The following is a 25,673-nucleotide window of genomic DNA, read 5'->3' as shown; positions in this document are numbered from 1 at the left end:
ATGATAAAAAAAGTAGTATTCTTATTCTTTTTTTTAATTTCTATTTCAACTACTGCTCAAGGAATTAATTTAGATAAATATAAGTATGTCATTGTTGCAGATAAGTTTGATTTTTTAAAATCTTCAGATCAATACAAAACAAGTTCTTTAACAAAGTTTTTATTTAAGAAGAAAGCTTTTAAAGTATTCTTAAGTAATGAAGATTTACCTAAAGAGCTTAATGATAACAGATGTTTAGCCTTATTTGCTTCTGTAAAAAATGAATCTTCTATGTTTAGAATTAAAAATTCAATTATAATCAAAGATTGTTATGGCAAAGTAATTTATACTTCTAAAATAGGAATAAGCAAGATAAAAGATTATGAAAGAGGATATCAGGAAGCAATTAGAAATGCTTATAATTCTATGGAAGAAGATTTTATTTATAGCTATAAAGAACCCTCTTTAAACACTGTAAATACTACAAATGTTGTTAAAAAGGCTATTGTTAAAAAAGATGCAGTAAAAGTAAATCTACCAGTAGTAGAAGAAAAAGTTATTGTTAAAAATGATATAAACTCAACAATAGAAACTTTATACGCTCAACCTAAAGAAAATGGTTTTCAATTGATAAACCTTACCCCAGAAGTTGTTTTTATTTTATTAAAAACCAATACTAAAGATGTTTTTATCATAAAAGGTAAAAATGGAACATTAACTAAAAAAGGTGAGAATTGGATTGCAGAATTCTATGAAAATAATAAGTTGGTTATTAAAACTTATAATATTAAATTTTAGTAATCGTATTTATTTTTCCATCTGTTTTTTAAAATTTCTTTAAACTTATTTTCTCTTTGATTTATTCCTGGTTCATAAAATTTAGTTCCAGAAATTTCATATGGTAAAAATTCTTGTTCTACAAAATTATTATCATAATCATGTGCATATTTGTAGTTTTTGCCATAATCTAAATCTTTCATCAATTTAGTTGGTGCATTTCTTAAGTGAAGAGGTATAGATAAATCTCCTGTTTTTTGAACCAAACTTTGTGCATCTTTAATAGCTATATAAGAGGCATTACTTTTTGGTGAGTTTGCTAAATAAACTGCACATTGACTTAATATAATTCTCGATTCAGGATTACCAATTACAGAAACTGCCTGAAAAGTATTATTAGCTAAAATTAAAGCAGTTGGGTTTGCGTTACCAATATCTTCAGAGGCAGAAATTAACAATCTTCTAGCAATAAATTTCACATCCTCACCACCTTCTATCATTCTTGCTAGCCAATACACAGCAGCATTAGGATCACTTCCTCTTATAGATTTTATAAAAGCTGAAATAATGTCATAATGTTGCTCTCCAGTTTTATCATATCTAACTGTGTTTTTCTGTATTTTTTCTAAAACTAATTTATTGGTAATTTCAATTTCATCTTCAGTAGATACTAGTAAATCAAAAATATTCAACAATTTTCTAGCATCTCCGCTAGAAACTTGTAATAAAGCATCAGTTTCTTTTAAAGTAATTTTTTTGGTAGATAAGATAACATCTTTTTTCACAGCTCTATGCAAAAGTGCAATCAAATCTTCTTTGTCAAATGAATTTAAAATATAAACTTGACAGCGAGAAAGTAGGGCAGGTATCACTTCAAAACTTGGGTTTTCTGTTGTTGCACCAATTAGAGTTACCCAACCTTTTTCTACAGCACCTAATAAAGAATCTTGTTGAGATTTACTAAACCTATGAATTTCATCAATAAATAAAATAGGGTTTTTTGCAGTGAACAATCCTCCACCTTTTTTAGCCTTTTCAATAACATCTCTCACGTCTTTTACTCCAGAACTAATGGCACTTAATGTGTAAAAAGGGCGGTTAGATTCTGCTGCAATAATATTGGCAAGGGTTGTTTTTCCAATTCCTGGAGGTCCCCATAAAATTAAAGACGGAATAATCCCTTTTTTTATTAAATTAGTCAAAACTCCATTTTTACCAACTAAATGTTGCTGACTAATGTAGTCATCCAGTGTTTTTGGTCTAATTCTTTCTGCCAAAGGTTCATTCATTAAGTAAAAATAGTAAAGATTTCTGACAGAAATCGTAAAAAATGATTTTGGAAAGAAATTTGTTATTTTTTATTAGAGATGGATGAAGAACAGCATTTAAAATTAAAACAGTCTATATTTATAGTACCAGCACTTTTTGTTGTTGCTATTTGGTTAATTTATTGGATTGAAATCAAATTTGGGTTTAATTTTAATAAATTTGGAGTATACCCACGAACTTTAAAAGGTTTTAGAGGTGTTTTCTGCACTCATTTTATCCATAGTAATACAAGTCATATTTTTAACAATTCAATTCCTCTATTTGTACTCTTAAGCACCCTTTTTTATTTTTATAAAGATGTTGCTTATAAAGTTTTATTATTTGGTGGTTTTTTTACTGGGTTTCTTACTTGGTTAATTGCAAGAGAATCATATCATATTGGAGCTAGTGGAATTGTGTACCTGCTTTTTAGTTTTGTTTTTTTTAGTGGGATAGTTAGAAAGCATTTTAGATTAGTTGCATTATCACTTATCATTATTTTTCTATATGGCAGTATGATTTGGTATGTATTACCGATTAAAGAAGGTATGTCTTGGGAAGGTCATTTATCTGGTTTTCTTGTTGGTTTGATTTTGGCAATTATCCATAGAAAAAAAGGAATTGTAAAAAAAGAATATCAGTTTACAAAAACTGAATTTGATTTGTTATTTGATGAAAATGGAAATTATATACCACCAAAAGTAGAGAATGAGCAAGAATTAGAATAGTTAATTTTTAACTACTTGCAATCTTTGCCTAACAGTTTCATATAGAAAAGCACCACAAGCTACAGATACATTTAAAGATTCAATTTCACCTAATAGAGGTAGTTTTACTTTATAATCAACCATTTTTAATACAGAAGGATTAACACCTCTATGTTCAGAACCCATAACAATTGCAATAGGTTGATTAAAATTAACATCAAAAATAGAATCTTTGGTTTTCTCTGTTGCAGCAACAGTTTTGATTTCTGATGCTTCTAATAAAAATAACGCATCTTTTATGTGATCTACCTTACAAATAGGGACTTTAAAAGCAGCACCAGCTGAAGTTTTAATTGTCTCTGCATTTACTGGAGCACTACCATTTTTTTGAATTATAATACCGTTAACACCTGTACATTCAGCTGTTCTAATGATTGCACCAAAATTTCGTACATCAGAAAGTTGATCTAAAATCAGAAATAAAGGTATTTTTTCAGATTCAATTGTTTTTTCTATTAATTTTTCTAAATCATAAAACTCAATAGGTGAGATTTGAGCTACAGCACCTTGATGATTATTATTTTTTGATAATCTATTTAGTTTTTCAATAGGTACTGTACTTGTTGCAATTTTTTTATCCTTTACTAATTTATCCAATTCATAAAATAAATTACCTCTCAATCCTTTTTGTAGGTATACTTTATTTATAGTAGAACCACTTTCTATGGCTTCAATTAATGCTCTTATTCCAAAAATAATTGTTGGGTTAGGTGTCATAATTATAAGTACATTACTTTTGCATATTTAACGAAAGTTATATTTTACATCAAAAAATAATACAAAAATTAACTAAAAAAAACTACCCCAATAGATTGAGGTAGCTTTTTTAATTAAAATATAGCTAAATGCTAGTTAATGTTAATATTATTCTGAATTTCACTTTGTGGAATATCAAAAGTTAGTTCATCAGCATTATACATAAAAGATTGACCAGTTAAGAATAAATGATTAGAACCACGTGTAACAGTAGCTTTGTTACGTTTCATTGCAAAATAACTTTTACCTTCTCCCCATAGTTCAATTCTTGTCTGTAAATAAACTTCGTCTTCTAAAGATTGACCAGTTAAATTATCAACATATGCATAATCTGCAGCATTAGAATATCTTAATGCAAGAAGTTGCTTTAACCTGTTTCTAGCATCAGATGTCAGACCTTCTTTAGCTGACATTTCAGCCGATAACAAATACATCTCATCAGCTCTCATATATATGTAATCTTCATTTGTATATAAACCAGTACCTCTTGGAGTTCTAGCTGGGTGATAAAATTTATTGTAGGGAGCTAAATACCATCCACTATTTGGATTGTTTAAAAATTGACCTTTTCTAACATCATTCGCATCGATTAAATCATACAATCCTTTATCGATTGATTTAGTATCTCCAAAATAAGCATAGCTATAAGAAAATAAATCCATCTGACCCCACCAAGAATGTAAATGTTTACCTGTATTAGCATCAATATCAACACCCCATATCCAACTTGGAGTTGTAACATCATTAAAACCACCTAAAGCTTGAGCTTGTGTAGTTAATGGATATCCAGCAGCAATAACTTCTTCAGCTAAAGCTTTTGCTTTTAAGTTAGCATCACTAGTACCCATAGAGGCATATACATATGCTAATAAACCTTTTGCAACATCCTTGTTCATCTCATATTTTTGAGTTCTAGTAAAGTTATTTAATAACGAGATTGCTTGTGTTAAATCAGAAATCATTAAATCATATACATCTTTAGTTGTACTTTGAGGTTGATTTTCAGGGTTTTCTGAATCTATATATATTGGAAGTATTGTTGACGTTTCAGAATATTCCGGGATATATATTTGAGATAAATAAAAGTAAGCATATGCTCTCATTGCTTTAGCTTGCCCCATTGTGAATCTATTAGCATTTGTTATTGGAGCATCATTACCTCCAACAGAAGAAATGACTAGATTACAAGATCTAATCATCCTGTAATAATATCTCCAGTGCATATAATTACCTGTATTGTAGGTGAAATCTACTGTAGGTATTAATTGTGCTATTAATCTAAATCTACTGTAAGTGTTTTTTGATAAAGCCATGTCAGCAGAAAGTAAATCTGTATGAATATCAGTAGCTTTTTGCCCAAAATCATTATGACCTCCTAAACCTCCTGTACCTAAATCATACATCATTGTATAAACACCTCTTAATGTAGATTCTAGTATTTCTGGACTTATTTCAGCTGTTTCTTGAAGATCAGTAACAGCAATTTCATCTGTAGGTGTAGTTTCAAGGAAATCTTCACCACAGGCATTTAATGATATTATTACTACTAGTAATAACAAATATTTTACATATGTTTTTTTCATAATTTTACTATTTTTAATTATTAAAATTTAACTCTTATTCCTAGAGTCATAGTACTCAAAAGTGAATAATTATATACACTATTGTTACCTGTTTGAGAAATTCTAGGATCAAAACCTTGTCTTGTTGATAACAAGAATAAATTATCTCCTGATAGCCATAGATTCATACTTGATAAACCTACTTTTCCAAGAAATTTTTGTGGCACTGTATAACCAACTCTAAAGTTATTTAAAGCCAAGTGATCAGTAGAAGTTACAAAACGAGATGAAGCACTATTAACTTGTGGATTTAAACCATTTTGTAATTTTGGGACATCAGTAATATCACCAGGATTTTGCCAACTATTTCTAATATCTACACTGTAGTTTGCATTACCTACTTGAGAGTTAGACATTAAACCTGCATATCTATTATCATAAGAATATCCTCCAAGACTGTAAACAAATTGTGTGCTAATATCAAAATCATATATTTTAGCAGCCAATTTAAAAGCTCCATTAACAGTTGGAATTGCTGATTTATCAATAAACTTTTCTGTTGCATCAGAATAAGTTTCAGTTGTGGTTTGACTAATAGCGTTATTTGGATTCGTATTTAAATATTCGGTCAAACTTGCAATTTCTTCACCAGTATCTAAATTTCCATTACTATTAGCATCATGATAATATAAGTTCCACATAGCATTACCATTGGTAGGGTTAACACCAGCCCATTCTCTTAAATAAAAGTCAAAAATGCTTCGACCTCCGGCTCTACCATAATTACCATTTTGATCTAAAATCTTTGGTAAACCTGTGGCAGGTTCAATAGGCATTGTAATTAATTCATTGTCTAAAAATGCACCATTAATAGAAAAATCAAAACTAAAGTTTTCTTTCTTGATTAGATGCGCAGTAATATCAAATTCTAAACCTGAATTTCTCAATACACCATCATTTGTTCTAATCAAAGCATCTCCAATAGAAGGTCCAATCCTTCTGTCAAATATTAAATCTTCAGTATCTTTTATATAATAATCAATAGCTCCGTCTATTGTATTATTAAATAAAGTAAATTCAGTACCAAATTGTAATATTTTAGAAGTTTCCCAAGTTAAGTTAGGATCTTGTATTGCATTAACACCTAGAGCAATTTCACCTCCTAAATTATTTATGGAATAGGTGTTTTGTCCTGAAAATAAATCGACACCAGCTTGATCACCAATTAAACCATAACTTGCTTTAACTTTTAAGAAATTTACAAAATCTGCTTTTTCCATGAAACTTTCTTTACTTACAACCCATGAAGCACCTACTGAACCAAAAGTTCCCCATTTGTTATTTGCAAATCTCGAAGACCCATCTCTTCTTAAAGATGCTGTAAAATAATATTTGTTGTCATAACCATAATTTGCTTGACCAAAATAACTTTCTAAAGATCTTTTTGTAGTAAAACCAGAAGGTGGATTAGGTCCTATTATGTAGTTGTCTAGAGAAGTTAAACCATTAGCTAAATTAACTACTTTTTCTTTGCTAACAGTTGATGTTTCATAGTCACTCTGATTTGTTTCATGAGCCAAAATCAAGTTTATATTATGATTTCCAAAATCTTTTGTATAATTAAATAAATTTAATAAGTTTTGAGTGAGTCTAGAATCTTTTACCTGATTTATTCTACCTTGTGCTGTAGATAAAGCACCATAGAATGGATTATTGACATTATTATCTATTCTACTAAAATGCATAACTCCATATTTAGACTCAAAAGTAAGACCTTCAAATAATTTAAGTTTTACTGAAAAGTTACCATTAAAAGTATATCTTTTATTTTGATCTAAATTATAAATAGCATCAGCTATAGCATTAGTACCCAAACCAAAACCTCTACTGTAAGTATCACCATAATCATAAACGTTACCACCATATCTAGGCTCATCAATGAAATCTCCATTTGTGTCTCTTAAAAAAAGAGGGTATATGGACGGTATACTATTAACAAACCAAAAAACACTATTTGAACTTGAGCCTTGTCCATTTTGAGTTGTTTCACCATATGTATATGCAATATTTGAATTAGCAGTAATCCAATCAACAGGTTTATGAGTTACATTTAACCTTGTAGAGATACGCTCAAAACTAGAATTCGAAATAAATCCAACATCATCCAAATATCCAAATGATGAAAAATATCTGGTTTTATCATTACCTCCAGACATTTTAACGTTAGCTTCGGTTCTAATCGAAGATTGGAAAGCAAAATCTCTCCAGTTTTCAGGAGTATATCTTCGAGTTGCACCACTTCTAACTCTTCCTGTAGTAGGATCAATTATTTGTGAAACATCGTTTGTTGTATAATAATTGTAATTTGGATCTATAGATGCACCACCAAAAAGATTTGCATTTGCATATTCTGCATCTGTTAAAGTTGAGTTTGTAGGTTTGGAATTTTTCAAAGCTAACCATGATAATTCCAAATATTCGTCAGGATCTGTGATTACATCATAATCCCCAATATTCTGAAAATTTACACCAGTTTTAAAATCAACTTCAATATTGCTAACACCAGATTTTCCTGACTTCGTAGTTATTAAAATAACACCATTTGCTCCACGAGAACCATAAATTGCAGTTGCAGTAGCGTCTTTTAATACTGTAGTACTTTCAATATCTGAAGGATTTACTGCATTTATTGTTCCAGACAAAGGTACACCATCTACAACATATAGTGGAGCTCTGTTACCATTAACAGAACCAAAACCTCTAATACGCACTGTAGCTACTGTTCCTGGCTGACCTGAAGTATTTATAACGTTTACACCTGCTATTTCTCCAGTTAAGGCTTGAGTTACGTTAGCAAAGTTCTTCTTTTCTAATTCTTGGGCTTTCACAACTTTAACAGTACCAGTAAAAGACCTTTTGGTTGTACTACCATATCCTGTCACTACAATTTCATCCAAAACATTAGCATCTTCTTTTAAAATTATGCTAATCGAATTTGAATTTCCTACAGTCCTTTCCACTGTTTTATACCCTAAATATCTAAAAACTAGAATATCCCCAGAAGAGGCCTTTATAGAATATTTTCCGTCAAAATCTGTTTCTGTACCAACTGTACCTCCTTTGATTACTACACTTACACCTGGTAAACTACCTGAACTATCAGAAACAGTACCAGAAATAGTCTTTTGTTGTGCAAATGATATTTGCACTACAAACGCTATAAATAGCGTTAAAATTCCATTAAACTTTGTTTTCATTGTATAATTATTTGAATTAATTAAGTCAAAAGTCTTAAATAAAACTTAAAAAAACAATTTTTTAACACTATTTTGTTAAGAAAGTTTTTTAATCAACATTAATTTTTTTGAGAATAACACTATTTTATTGATGTATTTATCATAATATTATATTTTTTTTTATGTATAGTTAAATTTTATTTGAATTTTTTGTTAAAAATTTAGTTAGTTGTTCTATTAATTTATCTAAAGAATTGTTGTTTTAATAAACATTCTTTTTTTTATTTATAAATCAATTTAAAGATTGAAAAAAATAATTCAACATGTATATAAAGATAAAAACTCCCAAAAAGCCATTCGTAATCGGACGATTTTTCTCCCGACTTTTTTATTTTAGATTGAGTAATAATTTTAGATAACTACATACAAGTTTAAACCAAATAAAAAATTAGCCCAAGCAATCTAATTTCGGGTTTTTTAAATATTTTAGTTACCTAATATTTAGGTAGATAATCTAAAGCTACTGTGTCACGCTCCTTAAAGTATTTATGTGCATTTTCTGGGACCCATTTATTAGAGACAAATTTACTGAATACAGCTAAAGCTTCTATTAGATATATTCTTGCTTCTACATCTTGTCTATTATCTGAAAAAGAATGGTCATAAATATTTATGAGTTCCATTAAATTCAGAATCAGTTTTCTTTAAGTAGTTAGAAAACATTCTACCAACTGAAATATCAGGTATTATTTGCTTTCCGTTTTCTGCTTTATCTGGCATTTCTTAACCTAAAGTGAGTTCGATATAAAAAAGTTATAAAATGCTAAAAAAGATTTAGGATGGAACTTATAAATTTAGCTATTTCAGTGATTCTTCTTGATAGTAAAGGAAATTTACACCATTTTGAGACTTAAAAAGAAATGGTCGGAAGAAATTCCGACCATGACTGCTTAAAAGGCAGTTTACCTTCAGTGTGTAAATTGAATTTAGAAAATTAAAAATCTGGTCCAGCAGCATCAATTTCTCTGATAGGAATTTGATAAATCATTTTACTATCCATTGCAGGTATTACTAAATCTGCACCTGGCATAACACGATTGATTCTACCGTCTTTTCTATTAAGTCCAACTCCTAATCTTGCCATATCAAAAGATGCAACACCATCACCCCATAGTTCAACTCGTCTGTAATACAAGATTTCATCAATTAAAGCCTGTCCAGTGTTAGTTGATTTGGTGTAGTTAGGGTTTCTAACAGAATTTAAAGAATACAAAACTTCTTGAGCATCTCCATCTTTACCTTGTCTTGCTAAAGCTTCAGCTTTGGTTAGAATGAATTCTGTATTTTTTAAATAGATATAATCTCCAATAAATTGACCTGGTCCTGGCTGTGCAATAAATTTTAAACTAGTATATTTTGGGGTAATATTATAATGCGTCCATGTATCTGGTACTAATAAAACATTAGGTCCATAGTCTTGATCTGCAAACCAAGAATGCCTTAAGTCTGATGCTGGTAGTGCGTCCACTAAATTGGAATTTGCTGTTTTAAAGTGGTTCCATCCGCTATAACCATCATTGATTTGACTTACATGTGAGAAAAAAGATGCATAGATTTCAGAAGTTGAAGGTGTTACTATTGATCCCCAGATTGCTTCAGATAAAGATAATTCGTCAAAACCGTGGGAAACATCACTACTTATAATCCCAGCATTCATTGCAATATCTGCATATTTTTCAGCTTCTTGCCAATTTTCATAAGTCAAGTAATATCTTGCTAGATATGCAGCTACAACATTTGCATCGATTTCTTGTTTAGATGTTCTAGAATAAGATTCTAGACCTTTGTAAGCTGTTGTTAAATCATCAATTATTTGTTTCTTAACTTCACCTACAGTTGATCTGTTTTGACCTTCAAAAGTTCCAAAATCAATTGGTATTGCTTTTGTTGAATCATCTGCTTTTGTATGTTGGTAAATTCTCACAAGATAAAAGTAAGCAATTGCTCTGTAAGCATAAGCTTTATTTTTAAAAACAAGTACTTCTTGAGGAGAGTCATCTGGGATTGAATTTATAATTTTATTAGAATTACTGATTATTCTGTAAAAGAATTCCCATATAAAATCATTATCATTTGATGTTAATATTACATTATCATAATTGTTGTAAGCACCAAACCAAGTATTTCTACTCATGTCCATATCATTACTTCTCAAATCCATTCCTAGATCAACAGCTTTTAAGCCAAACTCATCAGTACTACCAGCACCATTTTCTCCATCTCTAAAATAAGCTAGAATTGCTCCATCAATAGCTTTTAGACCTTGAGTATTTCCAGCAAGAGCATTTTCTTCAGCATGATTTTCAGAAAAGTATCTTTCTTCATCAAGTCTAGTATCAAAATCACCACAAGAAATATAAAGTATTGTGGTTAAAAACAAGATAAAATATTTACTTGTTTTGTTACTAAAAATTATTTTTTGTTTCATATTTTTTTAATTAAGATTTATATTTAAGCCAAAAGCAATTGTTCTGTTGGCTCCATATTCAGCTGAAGAAGAACCTACTGAATTTAGACGTGGATCATATCCTTGTCTAGCACTATATAAGAGGAAGGCATTATTTACCGTGCCATAAAATCTAATACTATCTATGTGGTGTTTCTTGATTGCCTCATTCTGTAACATATATCCAAAATTAATATTATTTAAACTTAAATAACTTAAGTCAACTAAATATAAATCAGATAATCGATATTGATCTGGAGCCAGTGGATCTACCCTTGGTAAACTTGCTGTCTGGTTATCAAAGGTCCAAGTATCTTCGTACCCAGCAAAGTTTGTGACATTTTGCGTAGCCCCAAGCATTGCAAAATACTCATTATCAACACCATAACCTCCAATTTGATAAGCAAATTGAAGACCTAAAGAGAAGTTTCCAATATCAATATTTGTACCAAAACCACCAGTAATAGTCGGTATTGCTTGTTTATCTAAAAACTGTCTTCCATTAGTAACTGCATCTGCATAGTCTTCTGTGATAACTTCATTTCCAGTTGCTTGGTCAATAGTATAATATTGAGCATTACCATTAGTAGCATTAACACCAGCAGATTTTACCATAAAATAATCAAATATACTTTTTCCTTTTACTCTTCTGAAATTACCAACTTGTATAGAATCTTTTGGTAATTCTGTAATCTCATTTTTAAGAGTAGATATATTTGCATTAAAATTAATGTTAATTTTTTCTTTCTGAACTGCATTCCAAGCAATTTCTGCTTCAAAACCACTATTAACCATAGAACCAAAATTTTCTGGTCTTGATGCAGCTCCAGTAGATAATTGTAATGGATTATTAAATAGTAAATCTTTTGTTTCTTTTCTGTAGTAACCTAAAGAAAGATTTAATCTATTAAATAAGCTCATTTCATAGGCTATATCTAAACTACCAGATTTTTCCCAAGTTATATCAGAACCTCCTAAAGATTGGAAATCTTGAGTTAACGAACCTTCATTTTCCCCAATAATATCTTGATTTTGATAAGCTAAAAAATTTCTAACAGATGTTCCTTGATAAAATATTCTATCATTACCAGTAGTACCATAATTAACGGCTAATTTAGCAAAGTTAATTATATTAGAATCTTTTAAAAAGTCTTCATTACTTAAAATCCAAGATGCTCCTGCAGACCAAAATGCTCCCCAACGAGTAGACGGAGCAAATACAGAAGAGGCATCATATCTAGCGGTTAAATTCAAATAATAAGTATTATCTAATCCATAGATAAATCTAGAAAAATAACCTTCAGATAAATATCTCGTGTTGTAGTTTGAAGCACTAATATAAACAGATGTGTTATCAAGAATTGGGCTAAAATCAGAAATTAGGTTATATTTAGTAAGGGATAAAGTTGTAAATTTCTCTTCATAAGTTTCATGACCTAACAAAACATCGAAGCTGTGAATTCCAAAATCTTTTTTCCAAGTCAATAATTGTTGGTTGGTAAAAGCTGAAAAATTATCTCTATTATTAGTCAATAACCCATTTTGTGCTTCAGCAAAAGCACCAGCCCCTGGTCTTGAGAAATCTGTCCCCTTATCAGCTTCAGTTAAGTAGTTCATCACATACTCAAATTTAATATCAAAAGGTAAATCAATTTTTGCTCTAAAGGAAGCATTAAAGTTGTCTCTTTCGTTAGTTTCGGTTGTGTTTTCTATTACAGCTAGAGGATGTTCTCCAGGAGCATAATTTCTTGGACCTCTTGTTGAACCGTTAGGGAATACTTGAGGAAAACCAAAGTCATAAGCAATACCACTAGGGTTATTAGGATTAGGAATTGGATTCCAGTTTTCATCATATTGAAAGACTGGAAAAATTGGTGCAATTCTTCTTGTCCACGAGAAAGCGTTAGAGAAAAAACCTGTTGGAACACCAGAAGCATTTAAGGTTGAAGGTACTGCACTACTAAAAGATTTAGCATAAGCTACATCTCCACTTAAAGATAAGATATTAGCTATTTTAGATGAATTAACTTTTAAACGAGCTGTTTGTCTTTCAAACTTACTTCCTGTAGTGTATCCATTGTTTGTTTCTGTACCTAAAGAAAAATAATATGTAATATTTTCTGATCCACCAGAAATATTTAAGTTAGTTGAATTAAACGCAGCGTTTTCAGTGAATAAATAATCATCCCATTTTTCATTTATTAATAAATTTGCAGAACTATTTAATTTTCCTGTTGAAGGGTCTACTAAAACATTGTCGGCAACATCATAAAGATTGTATCCTAAACTTGATATTAAGTTATTAGATGCTACTTGCCTTGCTTGCTGAATCGTTATTGGTGTACCAGCCGCGTTTTGTCTGTAAAATTCAGAATTAGCTAATACACTATGATATTTTTCATAAAAATTACCTGGAGTATTAATTACATCATATTCTTTAGCAGCTCTTTGCGTAACACCTATTCTTGTATCAATGCTTATTTGTGTTTTAGTTTTAGATCCCTTTTTTGTAGTGATTAATAAAACACCATTAGAGGCTTTGTTACCATACAAAGAGGTGGATGAGGCGTCTTTTAAAACTGTCGTAGATTCAATATCTTGTGGATTAATACTACTTAAAGTTCCACTGTAAGGAATTCCATCTAAAACTATTAAAGGAGCACTATCAGCATTTATTGAACCAAACCCTCTTATTCTGATGATAGGGTCAGATCCCGGGTTTCCATCAGCTTGTATAATTCTTAACCCAGATACTAAACCTTCTAAACTTTTTGCAGGATTGGAGAAAGTTGCATTTTCAATTTGTTTTGAATCAATTACACTCACAGAACCAGTTAGTGAAGCTCTTGATTGAGATCCGTAGGCAACGACAATTACCTCATCTAAAGTACTAGAATCTTCTTCTAAAGTTAAACTCATTATATTTGGAATTCCAACTTTTTTCTCTATTGTTTTATACCCTAAATAGCTAAAAACCAAAACATCTCCAATTCTAGCTTTTATAGTGTATTTACCATCAAAATCTGTTTCAGTACCATTTGTAGTGCCTTTAATTGAAATACTTACCCCTGGAATGGGTCCTGAATTATCGGATATTGTTCCAGAAATAGTTTTTGATTGTGCAAAGGCGACCTGCACAGTAAACGCTATTAAAAGCGTTAAAATTCCTTTAAACTTTGTTTTCATTATTTATTTAATTTGAATTAATTGCTCAAATATTAAAAAATTATGTTAATTCTACAACTATATTTGTTAAAATAAGTTAAAACGTAACAGATTATGGAAATATTTTACAATGCAAGACCTTAAATATTTTTTCTTAAAACATTGTAACCAAACTTATTATTAGTTTTGTATCTTGTATATTTACGTTTGTTCTGTTTTTTTTTGCTAAACTAATATTTATATTAATAATGCTTTTATTTTTTATAAATAGATAACCTAAGCCTAGTGTTAAAAAGTTTTGTTGACTTTTAACTGTATTTAATCCTCCAAAATCAGTAATAGAATACAAAAATGATTCAGTAGATGTTAAATAACGATATTCTAAATTAAAATAACTGTAGTTGTTCGTGAATAAACTCTGTTCATTAAAACCTCTTATTGAATTAGCACCACCAATTCTAAAAAGTTCATTATCAAAGTAATTATTAGAATTTAAGTAGCCAGTTTCATTTTTGATGTAAATACTACTTCTTTTTGATAAGTCGAAAATATAAGATGCATTTGCTGTAAGTTTAAGTTGATTAGATTTAATTGATTGCGTTTTTCTTTGCCCAAAAGATGGGTTTATATTAATGTAGAGTTTGTTATTAAAGAAAACATCATTTTTAGGAACTCTATATTGAAAATTAATACCAAAGAAATAGTTGTCAAAAGTCTCAATATTGTTATTAATATTTGTGTCAGTGTTTTCCGATGATTCAGTATTATAAGTCAATGCTAGTTTTGCTTTAGAATTGATATTATAAAATACTTTTGACTCAAATTTAGTATTTAAAAAAGTAGAATCTTGCTTGTAAATAGAGAATATTACTTTTGGTGAAAATTTGGAGTTAAAAATGAATGGTATTTCAGATGAAATTTTAAATTCTTGTCGCTCATTACCAATACTATTCCAAAATAAATTGAATTTTTCACCAGTATTTAATACGTTACTTAATTTTAAGTCAATATTTCCATTAAAAAGAATCCCTCCATTTTCTTTTGAAGCAAAATTTACAATACCATCAAAACTATTATTTTGTCTCTTTTTTAAATACAGATATAAAGAAGTAGAGTCTTTTGTAAATAAAACTTCAGGTGACTTTATTTCTTTAACAAATTCTAAACTTTTAGTTAATAAGGATATGTTTTTAATTTTTTCTTTGTTAAATACTGTATTATCCTTTATGTTGAAATAATTTTTCAGGAATGATTTCGGGAAGTTTATATATCCTTTTACAATAACTTTATTAAACTTTCTTTTTTTTGATTGATAAATTTTTAATTCAGCAAATAAAATATTGTTATTAATTTTTATGTTTTCTAATTTCACTTTCGAGAACGACCTACCTTCTAAATCTAATTTTTTTGATATTTCTTCTAATTTAACCTGAAGTTCTTTAATAGGTATTTCAACTGAATTTTTTTTTATTTTTTTCTCATCAAAAAAAACTTTATCCCCCTCACTAATTGAAATTAGAGCCTTATTTACTTTTTTGTTTAATGAAAAATAAGCTATAAAAATTTTGTGATTTTTGATAGTGATACTATCAATGGTATTGGTAAAAAAACCTTTTTTTTTGAGGTAAGATGATATTTTTGATATTTCTATATAAACTGAAACTGAATCGTTGTGTTTTTTTTTAAAATCAATTTTTTTTAAAATCAATTTTTCATTTTCTTTTTTAGAATTGATTATTAAACTTAATTCTTGTGAAAACAATCCATTAAAATTTATTAATAAAAAAAGGTATAATATATAAGGTATAAATTTACTCTTCAATTTTTTAAAACTCTTTAACGTCAAAAGTAATTTAAAATCAGGTAAAGTGATGTAAAAAAACATGTAACTAAAAAATAACTTACTGATATTTGAATAATTAGAAATTAGTTGTACATTTGCAAACCCTTAAAAATAGGGTAATGTTTAATATAAACGAAAAACAATAATTATTTAGTATGCCAACTATTCAACAATTAGTTCGTAAAGGAAGAACCAAAATAACTAAGAAGAGTAAATCGGCTGCGTTACAAGGAAGTCCACAAAGACGTGGGGTTTGTACACGTGTTTATACTACTACACCAAAGAAACCTAATTCTGCTATGCGTAAAGTTGCCAGAGTTAGATTGACAAATGGTAATGAGATAAACGCATACATCCCAGGTGAAGGACACAACTTGCAAGAGCACTCGATAGTATTAGTTAGAGGTGGAAGGGTAAAAGACTTACCAGGTGTAAAATATCACGTAGTACGTGGTGCTTTAGATACTGCTGGAGTTGAAGGAAGAACGCAACGTAGATCAAAATACGGAGCAAAACGCCCAAAGAAGTAAAATTATTAACTTTTTTAATGTAAAGACATGAGAAAAAGAAGAGCGAAAAAAAGAGAGCTTTTACCAGATCCAAAATTTAATGATCAGTTGGTAACACGTTTTGTGAATAACTTGATGTGGAGTGGTAAAAAATCTGTAGCGTTCAAAGTATTTTATGATGCAATGGATATCATAGAGCAAAAGAAAGGTGAAGCTGAAGAAAAAACAGCTTTAGAGATTTGGAAAGATGGTTTATCTAATGTAATGCCTCACGTAGAAGTAAGATCTCGAAGAGTAGGTGGTGCAACATTCCAAATTCCAATGCAAATTAGACCAGATCGTAAAGTATCTATGGCTATCAAATGGATGATTTTGTATACTCGTAAGAGAAACGAAAAAACTATGGCTCAACGTTTAGCTGCTGAAATTTTAGCTGCGGCTAAAGAAGAAGGAGCAGCTGTTAAAAAGCGTACAGATACTCATAAAATGGCAGAAGCAAATAAAGCATTCTCACACTTCAGATTTTAAGAAATGGCAAGAGATTTAAAATATACAAGAAATATTGGTATTGCAGCACATATTGATGCTGGTAAAACTACAACTACAGAACGTGTATTGTATTACACAGGGGTTTCTCATAAAATTGGAGAGGTTCATGATGGTGCAGCTACAATGGACTGGATGGAACAAGAGCAAGAAAGAGGTATAACAATTACTTCTGCAGCTACAACTTGTGAGTGGAAATTTCCACAAGAGAACGCAAAAGATACTCCAGATACAAAAGGATATCACTTCAATATTATTGATACTCCAGGCCACGTTGATTTTACAGTTGAAGTAAACCGTTCATTAAGAGTTCTTGACGGATTAGTTTTCTTATTCAGTGCAGTTGATGGTGTTGAGCCACAATCTGAAACTAACTGGAGACTAGCTGATAACTACAAAGTGCCAAGAATTGGTTTCGTAAATAAAATGGATCGTCAAGGGTCTGATTTCCTGAACGTAAACACTCAAGTGAAAGAAATGTTGGGTTCTAATGCAGTACCTATCGTTTTACCAATTGGTGAAGAAGGAGATTTTAAAGGAATAGTAGATTTAGTTAAAAATAGAGCTATTGTGTGGCATGATGAAACACAAGGAGCAACATTTGATGTTATTGAAATCCCAGAAGAGTTAAAGGAAGAAGCAAAAGAATATAGAGCTTTATTAATTGAAGAAGTAGCAAGTTACGATGAGAACTTATTAGAGAAATTCATGGAAGATGAAGATTCTATTACAGAAGATGAAGTGCATGCTGCTTTAAGAGCTGCAGTTATGGATATGGCTATCATACCTATGATTTGTGGTTCGGCATTTAAAAACAAAGGTGTTCAGTTTTTGTTAGATGCTGTATGTCGTTATTTGCCTTCACCTTTAGATAAAGATGCTATTATTGGAACTGATCCTGATACAGGTGAAGAGATTTCAAGAAAGCCAGATGCAAAAGAACCATTTGCTGCATTAGCATTCAAAATTGCTACAGATCCTTTTGTTGGTCGTTTAGCATTCTTTAGATCTTATTCAGGTAGACTAGATGCTGGTTCATATGTACTAAACAATCGTTCAGGAAAAAAAGAACGTATTTCTAGAATTTATCAAATGCATGCTAATAAGCAAAATGCTATCGATTATATTGAAGCAGGAGATATTGGTGCAGCTGTTGGATTTAAATCTATCAAGACTGGTGATACTTTATCTGATGAAAAGAATCCAATTATATTAGAATCAATGGATTTTCCAGATCCAGTAATTGGTATCGCTGTTGAACCTAAAACGAAAGCAGATGTTGATAAACTAGGGATGTCTTTGGCAAAACTAGCTGAAGAAGATCCAACATTTACAGTAAGAACTGACGAAGCTTCTGGTCAAACAATTATATCAGGAATGGGTGAATTACACCTAGATATCATTGTGGATCGTTTAAAGCGTGAGTTTAAAGTAGATGTAAATCAAGGTCAACCTCAAGTTGAATATAAGGAGGCTATTACTGCTGCTGCAGATCATAGAGAAGTTTACAAGAAACAATCTGGTGGACGTGGTAAGTTTGCAGATATCGTATTTACTATGGAGCCTGCAGATGAGGGTACTCAAGGTTTACAATTCGAATCTGTAATTAAAGGTGGGAATGTACCTAAAGAATTTGTTCCTTCTGTAGAGAAAGGATTCAAAGAAGCAATGAAAAATGGTCCATTAGCAGGTTATGAAATGGATTCAATGAAAGTTACTCTTCGTGATGGATCTTTCCACCCTGTGGATTCTGATCAGTTATCTTTTGAATTAGCTGCAAAATTAGGTTATAAAGCTGCTGCAAAAGCTGCAAGAGCTAAAATTATGGAACCTATTATGAAGTTAGAGGTATTAACTCCAGAAGAAAATATGGGTGATATCGTAGGAGATTTAAATAGAAGAAGAGGTCAGGTTTCAGATATGTCAGATAGAGCTGGTTCTAAAGTTGTAAAAGCAACAGTTCCATTATCAGAAATGTTTGGTTATGTTACTGCTTTAAGAACAATGTCTTCTGGTAGAGCAACTTCTACTATGGAATTTTCACACTATGCAGAAACTCCATCAAACATTTCAGAGGAAGTAATAGCTGCTGCAAAAGGTTAATCTACTAATATTATATAAGATGAGTCAAAAAATTAGAATAAAATTAAAGTCTTACGATTACAATTTAGTAGATAAATCTGCTGAAAAAATAGTAAAGACGGTAAAAAGTACTGGAGCTGTTGTAAACGGACCAATACCATTACCAACACATAAAAAGATTTTTACAGTTTTACGTTCTCCACACGTAAACAAAAAATCTAGAGAGCAATTTCAGTTAGCTGCTTACAAGAGGTTATTAGACATCTATAGTTCTTCAAGTAAAACTATTGATGCTTTAATGAAGCTTGAGTTACCAAGTGGTGTTGAGGTTGAAATCAAAGTATAAGCATACATATTGTAATAACTTTCGGTTTATTTTTTTAAATCGAAAGTTTTTTATACTTTTGCAACCCGAAATAGAATAGGGTAAAATCATTTTAGAAGATTTCTTCAATAATGATAACATGTCCAGAGCGTTTCGCAAAGGAAAAACGGTAAAAACAAATTCAGTGTAGAAGATGTTTTTACGCTGTTTTTTTTGAGTTTGACTTAAAAGATGTGTAAAATGAAACTTTTGTTTCAAAAAAATAATTAATAATAGACGCGCTGGAGAAAAATCTATCGTCTAAAATTTTAACTAAATGTCTGGGTTAATAGGAAGAAAAATTGGAATGACCAGCTTATTTGACGAGAATGGAAAGAATATTCCATGTACCGTTATTGAAGCAGGTCCTTGCGTTGTCACCCAAGTCAGAACTGAAGAAGTTGACGGATATAATGCGTTACAGCTTGGTTTCGATGACAAAAAAGCAAAAAGTTCTAACAAAGCGTTAGATGGTCACTTTAAGAAAGCTGGAACTACTGCAAAGAAGAAGGTAGCAGAATTTCAAGGTTTTGAAGAAAATTTTAAATTAGGGGATTCAATAACAGTAGAGCATTTTACTGAAGGTGAGTTTGTTGATGTTTCAGGAGTTTCAAAAGGTAAAGGTTTTCAAGGTGTTGTTAAGCGTCATGGTTTTGCTGGTGTAGGTCAAGCAACTCATGGTCAGCATAACAGATTAAGAGCCCCAGGTTCTATTGGTGCTGCATCTTATCCTGCAAGAGTATTCAAAGGGATGCGTATGGCAGGTAGAATGGGAGGAGATAAAGTGAAAGTACAAAATTTAAGAGTATTAAAAGTAGTTGCTGAAAAGAATCTACTTGTTGTAAAAGGAGCAATTCCTGGTCACAAGAATGCTTTTGTAACTATTCAGAAATAATGGAAGTAGCAGTTTTAGATATTACAGGAAAAGATACAGGTAGAAAAGTTGAACTTTCTAATGATGTATTTGGTGTAGAACCTAATGACCATGCTATATATTTAGATGTAAAGCAGTATTTAGCTAATCAAAGGCAAGGTACTCACAAATCTAAAGAAAGAGCTGAAATCGTAGGAAGTACAAGAAAGATAAAAAAACAAAAAGGAACTGGTACTGCAAGAGCAGGTTCTATCAAGTCTGGTGTTTTTAGAGGTGGAGGTCGTATGTTTGGTCCAAGACCAAGAAATTACTCCTTCAAATTAAATAAAAACTTAAAGCGTTTAGCAAGAAAATCTGCTTTAAGTATTCAAGCAAATGATAATAATTTAGTTGTTGTAGAAGATTTTAACTTCGATTCTCCAAAAACAAAAAACTTTGTAAATGTTTTAAAGTCTTTTGAACTTGATACAAAGAAATCATTATTCGTTTTAGATGGAGAAAACAGCAATGTTTATTTATCATCAAGAAATTTAAAGAATTCTAAAGTTATAAATTCTTCAGAAATTAATACTTATGGTGTTTTAAACGCTAATAAAATAGTTATGACAGAAAGTGCTTTAGAAGGTATTAATTCACATTTAAGTAAATAGGGAAAATCATGAGTATTTTAATAAAACCTATTATTACAGAAAAAGCAACTAATGATAGCGAATTGTTTAATCGTTATGCATTTGTTGTAAATAAGAATGCTAATAAAGTAGAAATTAAAAATGCTGTAGAATCAGCTTATGGAGTTTCTATATCTAGCGTTAAGACTTTAAATTATCCAATTCAAAGAAATACAAAGTACACTAAAAAAGGTTTAGTAACTGGTATTAAAAGTGGATATAAGAAAGCTATCGTTCAATTAGCAGAAGGAGATAGTATTGATTTTTATAACAATCTTTAAGAAAAGACAGAATGTCAGTTAGAAAATTAAAACCAATAACACCAGGTCAGCGTTTTAGAGTTGTAAACGGGTTCGACACCATTACTACTGATAAGCCGGAAAAGTCATTATTGGCACCGAAAAAAAGATCTGGAGGTCGAAATAATCAGGGTAGAATGACTACGCGTAATATAGGTGGAGGTCATAAACAAAAGTATCGTATTATTGATTTCAAAAGAGATAAAACGAATGTACCTGCTACAGTAAAGACAATTGAGTATGACCCAAATCGTACAGCTTTTATAGCTTTGTTAAATTATGCTGATGGAGAAAAACGTTATGTTATTGCTCAAAATGGATTGAAAGTTGGTCAAACTATTGTTTCTGGTAGTGGAGTAGCTCCAGAAATCGGAAATGCCATGCCTTTAAGTGAAATACCTTTAGGGACTACAATATCTTGTATAGAATTACGTCCGGGTCAAGGAGCTGTTATGGCTCGTTCTGCTGGTTCTTTTGCCCAATTAATGGCAAGAGATGGTAAATATGCAACTGTTAAATTGCCTTCAAGTGAGACAAGATTAATCTTATTAACTTGTGTAGCTACTATTGGAGTTGTATCTAATTCAGATCATCAATTATTAGTATCTGGTAAAGCAGGTAGAAGAAGATGGTTAGGTAGAAGACCAAGGGTTAACGCTGTAAGAATGAATCCTGTTGATCATCCAATGGGTGGTGGAGAAGGACGTTCTTCTGGAGGTCATCCAAGATCTAGAAATGGTATTCCTGCGAAAGGATTCAAAACAAGATCTAAGACAAAAGCTAGTAATAAGTACATTATTGAACGTAGAAAGAAATAATTAAGTTATGGCAAGATCATTAAAAAAAGGACCTTACATTCACTATAAATTAGAGAAAAAAGTGTTAGCTAATGTAGAATCTGGTAACAAATCTGTGATAAAAACTTGGTCAAGAGCAAGTATGATATCTCCAGATTTCGTAGGTCAAACTATAGCAGTTCATAATGGACGCCAGTTTGTGCCAGTATATGTTACAGAAAACATGGTAGGTCATAAGTTAGGCGAATTTTCACCAACTCGTTCTTTTAGAGGACATGCAGGTGCAAAAAATAAAGGTAAAAAATAAGTAGGAAATGGGAGTTCGTAAAAAAAATATGGCAGATCAGTTAAAAGCAGACAGAAAGCAACGTGCTTTCGCGAAGCTGACTAACTGTCCTACATCACCAAGAAAAATGCGTTTAGTAGCAGATCAAGTAAGAGGAGTAGAGGTTGAAAAAGCTTTACAAATCTTAAAGTTCAGTCCAAAAGAGGCGTCTATCAATTTAGAAAAATTATTGTTGTCTGCAATAGCAAACTGGCAAGCTAAAAATGAAGATGCATCTATTGAAGACGCAGGATTATATGTGAAATCAATTTATGTTGATAGCGCAGGAATGTTAAAAAGATTAAGACCAGCTCCACAAGGTCGTGCTCATAGAATACGTAAGCGTTCTAATCACGTTACTCTAGAGTTAGGTAGTAAAAATTTAAGTAATTAATCAAAGTAGAAATGGGACAAAAAACTAATCCAATAGGAAATCGTTTAGGAATCATCAGAGGTTGGGAATCTAACTGGTATGGTGGAAATGACTACGGAGATAAAATTGCTGAAGATGATAAGATAAGAAAGTATATTAATGCTAGATTATCAAAAGCAAGTGTTTCTAGAGTAATTATAGAGCGTACTTTAAAACTTGTAACCGTTACTATTACAACTGCACGTCCAGGAATTATTATTGGTAAAGGAGGTCAGGAAGTAGATAAGTTAAAAGAAGAGCTTAAAAAAATTACAGGCAAAGAAGTTCAAATTAATATTTTTGAAATTAAACGTCCAGAATTAGATGCAAAATTAGTTGCAACAAGTATTGCACGTCAAATTGAAAATAGAATTTCTTACAAGAGAGCTGTAAAAATGGCTATTCAGGCTACAATGCGAATGAATGCTGAAGGAATTAAAGTTCAAATTTCAGGTCGTTTAAATGGTGCTGAAATGGCACGTTCTGAACATTATAAAGAGGGAAGAATTCCACTTTCTACTTTTAGAGCAGATATTGATTATGCACTTGTAGAGGCTCATACTCAATACGGAAGATTAGGTGTTAAAGTATGGATTATGAAGGGTGAGGTATATGGTAAAAGAGAATTATCTCCTTTAGTAGGTTTGTCTAAAAAGCAAGGTAATAAAGGTGGTGACAGATCTAAACGTGGACCTCGTAGAAGAAAATAATTTTTAAAACTAGAAATTAAAAATGTTACAGCCAAAAAGAGTAAAATATCGTAAGGTACAGAAGGCGAAAGGGAATATGACTGGTAATTCTCAAAGAGGAAACCAGCTTTCTAATGGTATGTTTGGAATTAAATCTTTGGATCAAAATTTACTTACCTCTCGTCAAATTGAAGCAGCTCGTATTGCAGCTACACGTCACATGAAAAGAGAAGGTCAGTTATGGATTAAAATTTTTCCAGATAAGCCTATCACCAAAAAGCCTTTAGAAGTACGTATGGGTAAGGGTAAAGGTGCACCAGATCATTTTGTTGCAGTTATTAAACCAGGTAGAATTTTGTTTGAAGTTGGTGGTGTACCAATGCACGTTGCAAAAGAAGCTTTACGTTTAGCAGCTCAAAAACTTCCAGTAAAAACGAAGTTTGTAATAGCAAGAGATTTTGATATTAACGCTTAATTCGATATACAATGAAACAATCAGAAATTAAAGAATTATCTACAGCAGATCTTAATGAGAAGTTGGGAGCGTTGCAGAAAAATTATACTGATCTTAAAATGGCTCACGCAATTACTCCTTTGGAGAACCCATTGCAATTGAGAGGTTTAAGAAGAACTGTAGCAAGAATTGCAACAGAATTAACAAAAAGAGAATTACAATAATTCTATAGTCAGTTTTAAAGATGGAAAAAAGAAATCTTAGAAAAGAGAGAATAGGTGTAGTTTCAAGTAGCAAAATGGAGAAATCTATTGTTGTATCAGAAACAAAAAGAGTAAAACACCCAATGTACGGAAAGTTTGTTTTAAAAACGAAGAAGTATGTTGCACACGACGAAAAGAATGATTGCAACGAAGGTGATACTGTTAGGATTATGGAAACTAGACCTATGAGTAAATCTAAACGTTGGAGATTAGTAGAAATCCTAGAAAGAGCTAAATAATATGTTACAGACAGAATCAAGATTAAAAGTAGCAGATAATACTGGAGCTAAAGAAGTTTTAGTAATTAGAGTTTTAGGAGGAACAAAAAAACGTTACGCAAGTATTGGAGACAAGATTGTTGTATCTGTAAAAGCTGCAACTCCAAACGGAACTGTAAAAAAAGGTCAAGTATCTAGAGCAGTTGTTGTAAGAACTAAAAAAGAAGTAAGACGTAAAGATGGATCTTATATCAGATTCGATGATAACGCATGTGTACTTTTAAATCCTACAGAGGAAATGAGAGGAACTCGTGTTTTCGGTCCTGTTGCACGTGAACTTCGTGAGAAACAATTCATGAAAATAGTATCATTAGCACCTGAAGTGCTTTAAATCGTTATACAAACAAGATGAAGAAGTTCAAACTAAAATCAGGAGATACTGTAAAAGTAATTGCAGGAGATCATAAAGGATCTGAAGGTAAAGTTTTACAAATTATCAAGAATAAAGATCGAGTATTAGTAGAGGGTGTCAATTTAGTTTCTAAACACACAAAGCCAAGTGCTCAAAATCCTCAAGGTGGTATTGTAAAAAAAGAAGCATCATTACACATTTCTAACGTTATGTTAATTGAAGATGGTGTAGCTGTAAGAGTTGGTTATAATGTTGATGGAGATACTAAAACTAGAATCTCTAAAAAAACGAATAAATAGAAATAATCATGAGTTACGTACCAAGATTAAAATCAGAATATAAAGAAAGAGTAATAAAAGCTCTTACTGAAGAATTCAGTTATAAAAATGTAATGCAAGTGCCTAAATTAGAGAAGATTGTTGTTTCTAAAGGTGTTGGTGCTGCAATTGCAGATAAGAAATTAATAGATTATGCTGTAGAAGAGTTGACTAAAATTACTGGTCAAAAAGCGATTTCTACAATGTCTAAAAAAGATGTTGCATCATTTAAATTACGTAAAGGAATGCCAATTGGTGTAAAAGTTACGTTAAGAGGTGATAAAATGTACGAGTTTTTAGACAGATTAGTTACAGCTTCTTTACCACGTGTAAGAGACTTTAACGGTATAAAAGCTAACGGATTTGATGGAAGAGGTAATTACAATTTAGGTATTACTGAACAAATCATCTACCCAGAAATTAATATTGACCAAGTTAAAAAAATTAACGGTATGGATATTACGTTTGTAACATCTGCAAATACTGATAAAGAAGCAAAGTCATTATTAGGAGAATTAGGTTTACCATTCAAAAAAAATTAAGAA

At 30.9% G+C, this 25,673-nt stretch carries 27 protein-coding genes; 19 read left to right on the top strand and 8 right to left on the bottom strand.

What is annotated here, in order from left to right:
* Positions 1-777 carry a hypothetical protein gene (locus tag BTO18_RS08530; protein ID WP_105015812.1) on the top strand — a complete coding sequence of 259 codons (777 nt, stop codon included), beginning with the start codon at positions 1-3 and terminating at the stop codon, positions 775-777.
* On the opposite strand, the gene BTO18_RS08525 is transcribed toward BTO18_RS08530, so the two are convergent.
* Positions 774-2,045 carry a replication-associated recombination protein A gene (locus tag BTO18_RS08525; RefSeq protein ID WP_105015811.1) on the bottom strand — a complete coding sequence of 424 codons (1,272 nt, stop codon included), beginning with the start codon at positions 2,043-2,045 and terminating at the stop codon, positions 774-776. The genes BTO18_RS08530 and BTO18_RS08525 overlap by 4 nt on opposite strands.
* Positions 2,046-2,123: 78 nt before the next feature.
* On the opposite strand from BTO18_RS08525, the gene BTO18_RS08520 reads away from it, so the two are divergent.
* Entirely contained in the window at positions 2,124-2,792 is a 669-nt protein-coding gene (locus BTO18_RS08520) for a rhomboid family intramembrane serine protease (protein ID WP_105015810.1), read from the top strand.
* On the opposite strand, the gene rlmB is transcribed toward BTO18_RS08520, so the two are convergent.
* The 7 genes from rlmB to BTO18_RS08485 all read right to left on the bottom strand — a co-directional run bounded on the left by rlmB (position 2,793) and on the right by BTO18_RS08485 (position 15,818).
* Entirely contained in the window at positions 2,793-3,548 is a 756-nt protein-coding gene (gene rlmB, locus BTO18_RS08515) for a 23S rRNA (guanosine(2251)-2'-O)-methyltransferase RlmB (RefSeq protein WP_105015809.1), read from the bottom strand.
* Positions 3,549-3,679: 131 nt separating this feature from the next.
* The gene (locus tag BTO18_RS08510) at positions 3,680-5,170 is read right to left on the bottom strand and encodes a RagB/SusD family nutrient uptake outer membrane protein (RefSeq protein WP_105015808.1); all 1,491 of its coding nucleotides are present in this window, start codon (positions 5,168-5,170) and stop codon (positions 3,680-3,682) included.
* A 20-nt stretch (positions 5,171-5,190) separates the two neighbouring features.
* Positions 5,191-8,406 (bottom strand): SusC/RagA family TonB-linked outer membrane protein, encoded by a 3,216-nt coding sequence (locus tag BTO18_RS08505; protein ID WP_105015807.1) that lies wholly within the window; start codon positions 8,404-8,406, stop codon positions 5,191-5,193.
* Between the two features lie 473 nt (positions 8,407-8,879).
* Complete coding sequence (locus tag BTO18_RS08500) at positions 8,880-9,068, bottom strand: BstA C-terminal domain-containing protein (protein ID WP_105015806.1); 189 nt, start codon at positions 9,066-9,068, stop codon at positions 8,880-8,882.
* Positions 9,069-9,379: 311 nt separating this feature from the next.
* A complete protein-coding gene (locus tag BTO18_RS08495) occupies positions 9,380-10,873 on the bottom strand; it encodes a RagB/SusD family nutrient uptake outer membrane protein (protein ID WP_105015805.1) in 1,494 nt (497 codons plus the stop codon).
* 6 nt (positions 10,874-10,879) lie between these two features.
* Entirely contained in the window at positions 10,880-14,077 is a 3,198-nt protein-coding gene (locus BTO18_RS08490; protein ID WP_105015804.1) for a SusC/RagA family TonB-linked outer membrane protein, read from the bottom strand.
* Between the two features lie 133 nt (positions 14,078-14,210).
* Positions 14,211-15,818, bottom strand: a complete 1,608-nt coding sequence (locus BTO18_RS08485; RefSeq protein WP_146106899.1) for a ShlB/FhaC/HecB family hemolysin secretion/activation protein — start codon at positions 15,816-15,818, stop codon at positions 14,211-14,213.
* A gap of 236 nt (positions 15,819-16,054) precedes the next feature.
* Between BTO18_RS08485 and rpsL the strand changes: the two genes are divergently transcribed.
* The 17 genes from rpsL to rplE all read left to right on the top strand — a co-directional run bounded on the left by rpsL (position 16,055) and on the right by rplE (position 25,670).
* Positions 16,055-16,429, top strand: coding sequence for a 30S ribosomal protein S12 (gene rpsL / locus BTO18_RS08480; protein ID WP_015482216.1), 375 nt, complete (start codon positions 16,055-16,057; stop codon positions 16,427-16,429).
* A 27-nt stretch (positions 16,430-16,456) separates the two neighbouring features.
* A complete protein-coding gene (rpsG, locus tag BTO18_RS08475) occupies positions 16,457-16,936 on the top strand; it encodes a 30S ribosomal protein S7 (protein ID WP_105015802.1) in 480 nt (159 codons plus the stop codon).
* A 3-nt stretch (positions 16,937-16,939) separates the two neighbouring features.
* Positions 16,940-19,057, top strand: a complete 2,118-nt coding sequence (gene fusA / locus BTO18_RS08470; RefSeq protein WP_105015801.1) for an elongation factor G — start codon at positions 16,940-16,942, stop codon at positions 19,055-19,057.
* A gap of 19 nt (positions 19,058-19,076) precedes the next feature.
* Entirely contained in the window at positions 19,077-19,382 is a 306-nt protein-coding gene (gene rpsJ, locus BTO18_RS08465) for a 30S ribosomal protein S10 (RefSeq protein ID WP_068363283.1), read from the top strand.
* A 295-nt stretch (positions 19,383-19,677) separates the two neighbouring features.
* Positions 19,678-20,295 (top strand): 50S ribosomal protein L3, encoded by a 618-nt coding sequence (gene rplC / locus BTO18_RS08460; protein ID WP_105015800.1) that lies wholly within the window; start codon positions 19,678-19,680, stop codon positions 20,293-20,295.
* Positions 20,295-20,924 carry a 50S ribosomal protein L4 gene (gene rplD, locus BTO18_RS08455; protein WP_105015799.1) on the top strand — a complete coding sequence of 210 codons (630 nt, stop codon included), beginning with the start codon at positions 20,295-20,297 and terminating at the stop codon, positions 20,922-20,924. Before rplC ends, rplD begins: the two co-directional genes overlap by 1 nt.
* An 8-nt stretch (positions 20,925-20,932) precedes the next feature.
* Positions 20,933-21,223: a 50S ribosomal protein L23 gene (gene rplW / locus BTO18_RS08450; RefSeq protein ID WP_105015798.1), complete on the top strand. Its 291-nt coding sequence runs from the start codon at positions 20,933-20,935 to the stop codon at positions 21,221-21,223.
* A gap of 11 nt (positions 21,224-21,234) precedes the next feature.
* Positions 21,235-22,059 (top strand): 50S ribosomal protein L2, encoded by an 825-nt coding sequence (gene rplB / locus BTO18_RS08445; protein ID WP_105015797.1) that lies wholly within the window; start codon positions 21,235-21,237, stop codon positions 22,057-22,059.
* Positions 22,060-22,066: 7 nt separating this feature from the next.
* Complete coding sequence (gene rpsS, locus BTO18_RS08440; protein ID WP_105015796.1) at positions 22,067-22,345, top strand: 30S ribosomal protein S19; 279 nt, start codon at positions 22,067-22,069, stop codon at positions 22,343-22,345.
* Between the two features lie 7 nt (positions 22,346-22,352).
* The gene (gene rplV / locus BTO18_RS08435) at positions 22,353-22,757 is read left to right on the top strand and encodes a 50S ribosomal protein L22 (RefSeq protein WP_105015795.1); all 405 of its coding nucleotides are present in this window, start codon (positions 22,353-22,355) and stop codon (positions 22,755-22,757) included.
* A gap of 11 nt (positions 22,758-22,768) precedes the next feature.
* Positions 22,769-23,485, top strand: coding sequence for a 30S ribosomal protein S3 (gene rpsC, locus BTO18_RS08430; RefSeq protein WP_105015794.1), 717 nt, complete (start codon positions 22,769-22,771; stop codon positions 23,483-23,485).
* A gap of 22 nt (positions 23,486-23,507) precedes the next feature.
* A complete protein-coding gene (rplP, locus tag BTO18_RS08425; RefSeq protein ID WP_105015793.1) occupies positions 23,508-23,939 on the top strand; it encodes a 50S ribosomal protein L16 in 432 nt (143 codons plus the stop codon).
* A gap of 11 nt (positions 23,940-23,950) precedes the next feature.
* Positions 23,951-24,142 carry a 50S ribosomal protein L29 gene (gene rpmC / locus BTO18_RS08420; RefSeq protein ID WP_105015792.1) on the top strand — a complete coding sequence of 64 codons (192 nt, stop codon included), beginning with the start codon at positions 23,951-23,953 and terminating at the stop codon, positions 24,140-24,142.
* A 20-nt stretch (positions 24,143-24,162) separates the two neighbouring features.
* Positions 24,163-24,420, top strand: coding sequence for a 30S ribosomal protein S17 (gene rpsQ, locus BTO18_RS08415; RefSeq protein WP_091891527.1), 258 nt, complete (start codon positions 24,163-24,165; stop codon positions 24,418-24,420).
* Position 24,421: 1 nt separating this feature from the next.
* Complete coding sequence (gene rplN / locus BTO18_RS08410) at positions 24,422-24,790, top strand: 50S ribosomal protein L14 (protein ID WP_068363309.1); 369 nt, start codon at positions 24,422-24,424, stop codon at positions 24,788-24,790.
* Positions 24,791-24,807: 17 nt separating this feature from the next.
* The gene (gene rplX, locus BTO18_RS08405) at positions 24,808-25,110 is read left to right on the top strand and encodes a 50S ribosomal protein L24 (protein WP_105015791.1); all 303 of its coding nucleotides are present in this window, start codon (positions 24,808-24,810) and stop codon (positions 25,108-25,110) included.
* A gap of 8 nt (positions 25,111-25,118) precedes the next feature.
* Positions 25,119-25,670 carry a 50S ribosomal protein L5 gene (gene rplE / locus BTO18_RS08400; RefSeq protein WP_105015790.1) on the top strand — a complete coding sequence of 184 codons (552 nt, stop codon included), beginning with the start codon at positions 25,119-25,121 and terminating at the stop codon, positions 25,668-25,670.
* The last annotated feature ends 3 nt before the right edge of the window (positions 25,671-25,673 follow it).

The organism is Polaribacter porphyrae, from assembly GCF_002954685.1.
Classification (GTDB): Bacteria; Bacteroidota; Bacteroidia; order Flavobacteriales; family Flavobacteriaceae; genus Polaribacter; species Polaribacter porphyrae.
Note: the sequence above shows the minus strand (reverse complement) of the source record. Positions and strands in the feature narration are given on the sequence as shown.

Excerpts from the sequence above, each read along its gene's own strand:
- BTO18_RS08530 (WP_105015812.1), top strand. The coding sequence starts at position 1 with ATGATAAAAAAAGTAGTATTCTTATTCTTTTTTTTAATTTCTATTTCA.
- BTO18_RS08525 (WP_105015811.1), bottom strand. The coding sequence starts at position 2,045 with ATGAATGAACCTTTGGCAGAAAGAATTAGACCAAAAACACTGGATGAC.
- BTO18_RS08520 (WP_105015810.1), top strand. The coding sequence starts at position 2,124 with ATGGATGAAGAACAGCATTTAAAATTAAAACAGTCTATATTTATAGTA.
- rlmB (WP_105015809.1), bottom strand. The coding sequence starts at position 3,548 with ATGACACCTAACCCAACAATTATTTTTGGAATAAGAGCATTAATTGAA.
- BTO18_RS08510 (WP_105015808.1), bottom strand. The coding sequence starts at position 5,170 with ATGAAAAAAACATATGTAAAATATTTGTTATTACTAGTAGTAATAATA.
- BTO18_RS08505 (WP_105015807.1), bottom strand. The coding sequence starts at position 8,406 with ATGAAAACAAAGTTTAATGGAATTTTAACGCTATTTATAGCGTTTGTA.
- BTO18_RS08500 (WP_105015806.1), bottom strand. The coding sequence starts at position 9,068 with ATGGAACTCATAAATATTTATGACCATTCTTTTTCAGATAATAGACAA.
- BTO18_RS08495 (WP_105015805.1), bottom strand. The coding sequence starts at position 10,873 with ATGAAACAAAAAATAATTTTTAGTAACAAAACAAGTAAATATTTTATC.
- BTO18_RS08490 (WP_105015804.1), bottom strand. The coding sequence starts at position 14,077 with ATGAAAACAAAGTTTAAAGGAATTTTAACGCTTTTAATAGCGTTTACT.
- rpsL (WP_015482216.1), top strand. The coding sequence starts at position 16,055 with ATGCCAACTATTCAACAATTAGTTCGTAAAGGAAGAACCAAAATAACT.
- rpsG (WP_105015802.1), top strand. The coding sequence starts at position 16,457 with ATGAGAAAAAGAAGAGCGAAAAAAAGAGAGCTTTTACCAGATCCAAAA.
- fusA (WP_105015801.1), top strand. The coding sequence starts at position 16,940 with ATGGCAAGAGATTTAAAATATACAAGAAATATTGGTATTGCAGCACAT.
- rpsJ (WP_068363283.1), top strand. The coding sequence starts at position 19,077 with ATGAGTCAAAAAATTAGAATAAAATTAAAGTCTTACGATTACAATTTA.
- rplC (WP_105015800.1), top strand. The coding sequence starts at position 19,678 with ATGTCTGGGTTAATAGGAAGAAAAATTGGAATGACCAGCTTATTTGAC.
- rplD (WP_105015799.1), top strand. The coding sequence starts at position 20,295 with ATGGAAGTAGCAGTTTTAGATATTACAGGAAAAGATACAGGTAGAAAA.
- rplW (WP_105015798.1), top strand. The coding sequence starts at position 20,933 with ATGAGTATTTTAATAAAACCTATTATTACAGAAAAAGCAACTAATGAT.
- rplB (WP_105015797.1), top strand. The coding sequence starts at position 21,235 with ATGTCAGTTAGAAAATTAAAACCAATAACACCAGGTCAGCGTTTTAGA.
- rpsS (WP_105015796.1), top strand. The coding sequence starts at position 22,067 with ATGGCAAGATCATTAAAAAAAGGACCTTACATTCACTATAAATTAGAG.
- rplV (WP_105015795.1), top strand. The coding sequence starts at position 22,353 with ATGGGAGTTCGTAAAAAAAATATGGCAGATCAGTTAAAAGCAGACAGA.
- rpsC (WP_105015794.1), top strand. The coding sequence starts at position 22,769 with ATGGGACAAAAAACTAATCCAATAGGAAATCGTTTAGGAATCATCAGA.
- rplP (WP_105015793.1), top strand. The coding sequence starts at position 23,508 with ATGTTACAGCCAAAAAGAGTAAAATATCGTAAGGTACAGAAGGCGAAA.
- rpmC (WP_105015792.1), top strand. The coding sequence starts at position 23,951 with ATGAAACAATCAGAAATTAAAGAATTATCTACAGCAGATCTTAATGAG.
- rpsQ (WP_091891527.1), top strand. The coding sequence starts at position 24,163 with ATGGAAAAAAGAAATCTTAGAAAAGAGAGAATAGGTGTAGTTTCAAGT.
- rplN (WP_068363309.1), top strand. The coding sequence starts at position 24,422 with ATGTTACAGACAGAATCAAGATTAAAAGTAGCAGATAATACTGGAGCT.
- rplX (WP_105015791.1), top strand. The coding sequence starts at position 24,808 with ATGAAGAAGTTCAAACTAAAATCAGGAGATACTGTAAAAGTAATTGCA.
- rplE (WP_105015790.1), top strand. The coding sequence starts at position 25,119 with ATGAGTTACGTACCAAGATTAAAATCAGAATATAAAGAAAGAGTAATA.